Origin of the sequence: Streptomyces solincola (assembly GCF_002982015.1) — a bacterium.
GTDB lineage: Bacteria > Actinomycetota > Actinomycetes > Streptomycetales > Streptomycetaceae > Streptomyces > Streptomyces solincola.
This window is the reverse complement of the sequence record NZ_PVLV01000268.1, coordinates 1-4259: the sequence shown is the minus strand read 5'-3', so window position 1 is coordinate 4259 and position 4259 is coordinate 1. Positions and strand designations below refer to the sequence as shown.

Genomic DNA, 4259 nt, shown 5'->3' with positions numbered 1-4259 from the left:
GGGCTGGGTCATGGTGTGGATACCTCGGGGAGGGCCGCGAGCGGCCACGGGGAGAGTGGGGAGGAGGAGCGGAGCTCACGCGTCCCGGAGCACGGGAATCGCCTGGGCCACTTCGCGAAGCCGGATGACTTCACGAAGTCGGATGACTTCACGAAGTCGGATCACTTCACGAAGTCGGATCACTTCTCGAACGCGAGGATGGTGATGAACTTCTTCTCCTCCTCGTCGTTGCTCGCGCTGACCCGGCCGTCGGCGAGGAAGAACCGCCCGTCGGCGTAGGCGTACAGCGGGTTGAACACGCTGCTCTCCAACTGGGCGGTGGCCGCCGGGTGCTGGAGCAGCACCTTCGGCTTCCCGCCGGTGGGCGCGAGCGTCGCCACGCCGCCGCCGCGGTCGTAGGAGCCCTGCATGTACATCAGCACCTCGCCGCCCTCCATCCGCAGCGGCGTCATGGTCCGCCGCGGGCCGGCGTTCGCCCGCCACTTGGCCTTGCCGGTGTTCAGGTCGAAGGCCACGATGTCGTTGGTGCCGTTGGTGAGCTGGGTCGGCTCGGTCGCCATGTAGAACGTCGAGGCGTCGGCCGCCATCCCGGTGCAGCCCTGGAGGTTCTCGCCCAGGACGACGAAGCTGCCGCCGCAGCGCGGGCGGAACTTGTCCTTGCCGCCGTCGATGGTCGAGCGCAGCTTGCCGCTGTCGGTGAGCGCCAGGACGCTCCACTCCTTGGAGTCGCGCTTGACCGCGGAGATCACCAGCGGGCTCACCGAGTAGACCTTGTCGACCTCCCAGTCGTCCGGCAGCCGGTAGCTCCACTTCGCCTTGCCGGTCTTCGCGTTGACCTCGCTGACCTCGTGCTGGGTCTTCACGCCGCCGCAGTTGGCGGCGGCGATCAGCCTGGCCCCGCCGGCGAAGGCGAACCTCTTGCAGTCGGCGTCCGGGTCCTTGCCCCACACCTGCTTGCCGTCGGCCAGCGAGAACCCGAAGGAGTTGCCGAGGCCCGCGGCGGTGACGGTGTCCCCGCTGATCGCGAGCGTGATGTCGAACAGCCCGCCGAAACCGTCGCTCCTCGGCACCGGCTTCTTCCAGCCCGCCTTGCCGGTCTTCAGGTCGATCTGCTGGAGGTCGTTGCACTTCGCCTTGTCGGTGGGCCCGTCGTCGAGCCCGATGACGATGGTGCCGCCGTCGGAGGGCTGCGGCGGGGCGGTGCAGATCTCGGTGGCGAAGGGCAGCTCCCACTTCTTGGCCCCGTCGCCGACCGAATAGCCGACCACGCTCTTGTACATCGCCTTGACGACGGTGTCGCCGACCACCCACGGGCCGTACACGTCGGCCCCGTTGCGCGGCAGGTCGACGTCGTTCTTGACGGCGAAGGCGACCTTGGCCTCGCCCGGCTTGCGGCCGGCGTTGAAGTCGTCGCCCGCTTCGCGCCCGCCGCCGGTGCCGGAGCCGTCGCCCCGGTCCACCGACTCCGAGGGCTTCGGCGGGGCGCTGCTGGCCTTGGCGTCCGGCTTGGCCGGCTCGTCGTCGTTCGGGGCGGCGGCGAAGTAGACCCCGCCGCCGACCACCAGCAGCGCGGCCACCGCCGCGGCCACGATGACCGCGGGCCTGCCCTTGAACGGCCCCTTCCCGCCGCCCCCCGGCTGCGGCGCGCCCGGATACGGCGGCTGGCCGGCGGGGTACGGCGCCCCGGCGTAGGGGCCGCCCGGCTGGCCGCCGTACGGATTGGGCTGCCCGCCGTAGGGGCCGGGCTGCCCGGAGTACGGCCCCGGCTGCCCGGGCGGGGTCTGCGGATAGCCGTAACCGGGCTGCGGCGCGCCGTACCCGCCCGGCTGCGGCGCGCCGTACCCGCCCGGCGCGTGCGGAGGCTGGGCCGGCGGCGCCGGCGGCTGCTGCGGAGGCGGCGGCGCCTGAGGCGGCTGCGCGGGCTGTCCTGCGGGCTGCTGGGGCGGGTCCTGCGGGTCCTGCGGAGCGCCGAAGCCCCCCTGCGGCGGTTGCTGGCTGGGCGGCTGACTCATCAGCGCTTCCCCCTTCGTGCGGCCCGCTGCCCGACCGGCCTCCCCCGCGATCCCGGCGGGCACGTACCGCCGGGATGGAGTGAATCGGACATGGAATCCGCAGTGTTGCGTGAGTCGAGCGGGGTTACTTTCTATCACCCGGCCGGCACGCGAAAAGGGCCGGTGCGCCCCCTGTTCCCAAGGGAGAACCGGCCCGTGACGCCTCCGTTATCGCCTCTCCACGCCGGCTCCACGCCCTCCGGCGGGGGTTTCCCCCGGCTCGCCCGTCAGGCGTCCTCGGCGAGTTCCAGCCACCGCGTCTCCAACTCCTCGCGCTGCCCGGCCAGTGCGCGCAGCTCCGCGTCCAGTTCGGCGACCTTCGCGAAGTCCGTGGCGTTCTCCGCGATCCGCGCGTGCAGTTTCGCTTCCTTCTCGGCCACCTTGTCGAGCTGCCGCTCCACCTTTTGAAGCTCCTTCTTGGCGGCCCGGGCGTCCCCCGCCGACTTCTCCCGCGCCGGCGACGCGGCGGCCGGGGCCGGCGCCGCCGCCTCCACCATCTTCTCCCGCCGCTCCAGGTACTCCTCGATCCCGCGCGGCAGCATCCGCAGCGTGGCGTCGCCGAGCAGCGCGAAGGTGCGGTCGGTGGTGCGCTCGATGAAGAACCGGTCGTGCGAGATGACCACCATCGAGCCCGGCCACCCGTCCAGCAGGTCCTCCAACTGCGTCAGCGTCTCGATGTCCAGGTCGTTGGTCGGCTCGTCCAGGAACAGCACGTTCGGCTCGTCCATCAGCAGCCGCAGAAGCTGTAGCCGCCGCCGCTCACCGCCGGACAGGTCCCCCACCGGCGTCCACTGCTTCTCCTTGCCGAAGCCGAACTGCTCGCAGAGCTGTCCGGCGGTCATCTCCCGCCCCTTGCCGAGATCCACCCGGTCCCGGACCTGCTGCACCGCCTCCAGCACCCGCAACTGCGGAGGCAGTTCCGTGACGTCCTGCGACAGGTAGGCCAGCCGCACGGTCTTGCCGACCACGACCCTGCCCGCCGCCGGCTGCTTCTCCCCACCGCTGTACGCCGCGTCCGCCAGCGCCCGCAGCAGCGAGGTCTTCCCCGCCCCGTTGACCCCCACCAGTCCGATCCGGTCCCCCGGCCCGAGCTGCCACGTCAGATGCTTGATCAGCGTCTTCGGGCCCGCCGTGACCGTGACGTCCTCCATCTCCAGCACGGTCTTCCCCAGCCGCGCGTTGGCGAACTTCATCAGCTCGCTGCTGTCGCGCACCGGCGGCACGTCCGCGATCAGTGCGTTGGCGGCCTCGATGCGGTAGCGCGGCTTGGAGGTACGCGCCGGGGCGCCGCGCCGGAGCCAGGCCAGCTCCTTGCGCATCAGGTTCTGCCGCTTGGCCTCCTCGGTCGCGGCGATCCGCTCCCGCTCGGCCCGCGCGAACACGTAGTCCGAGTACCCGCCCTCGTACTCGCGGACCTCGCCCCGCTGCACGTCCCACATCCGCGTGCAGACCTGGTCCAGGAACCACCGGTCGTGGGTGACGCACACCAGCGCCGACCGCCGCGCCCGCAGATGCCGGGCCAGCCAGGCGATCCCCTCCACGTCCAGGTGGTTGGTCGGCTCGTCGAGCACCACCAGGTCCTGCTCGGCGATCAGCAGCTGCGCCAACGCGATCCGCCGCCGCTCACCACCCGACAGCGGCCCGATCACGGTGTCCAGCCCCTGCGGGAAGCCCGGCAGGTCCAACCCGCCGAACAGCCCGGTCAGCACGTCCCTGACCTTCGCGTCCCCGGCCCACTCGTGATCGGCCCGGTCCCCGATGACCTCGTGCCGCACGGTGGCGGCCGGATCCAGCGAGTCGTGCTGCGTCAGCACCCCGAGCCGCAGCCCCCCGCTGTGCGTGACCCGCCCCTGATCCGCCTCCTCCAACTTCGCGATCATCCGGATCAGGGTCGTCTTACCGTCCCCGTTCCGCCCGACCACGCCGATACGGTCCCCTTCGGACACCCCGAGGGAAACCCCGTCGAGCAGCGCACGGGTGCCGTACACCTTGCTGACTGCCTCGACGTTGACCAGGTTGACGGCCATGAACACTCCTGTACGCGGACCGGGGGGCGACCTACCACAGTAGTCGCCCCTGGCCTGCGGTACTCTTCCGCGTTCTTCCAGGACCAGGGGTGGGGCCTCACATGCGATCAATCCGGTGGACGATCACGACCGCGGCGGCCCTCGCCGCCCTGACCGCCTGCTCCACCCCACCCCCCAAGCC

The 4259-nt window shown here is 71.5% G+C and carries 2 protein-coding genes; both read right to left on the bottom strand.

Features of this window, described 5'->3' with window-relative positions; genetic code table 11:
• Positions 1 to 179: 179 nt before the first annotated feature.
• Positions 180 to 2012 (bottom strand): outer membrane protein assembly factor BamB family protein, encoded by a 1833-nt coding sequence (locus C6N75_RS17685; RefSeq protein ID WP_105869871.1) that lies wholly within the window; start codon positions 2010 to 2012, stop codon positions 180 to 182.
• 266 nt (positions 2013 to 2278) lie between these two features.
• On the bottom strand, positions 2279 to 4078 hold the full coding sequence (locus C6N75_RS17680) for an ABC-F family ATP-binding cassette domain-containing protein (RefSeq protein ID WP_105869870.1): 1800 nt from the start codon (positions 4076 to 4078) through the stop codon (positions 2279 to 2281).
• Between the last annotated feature and the right edge of the window lie 181 nt (positions 4079 to 4259).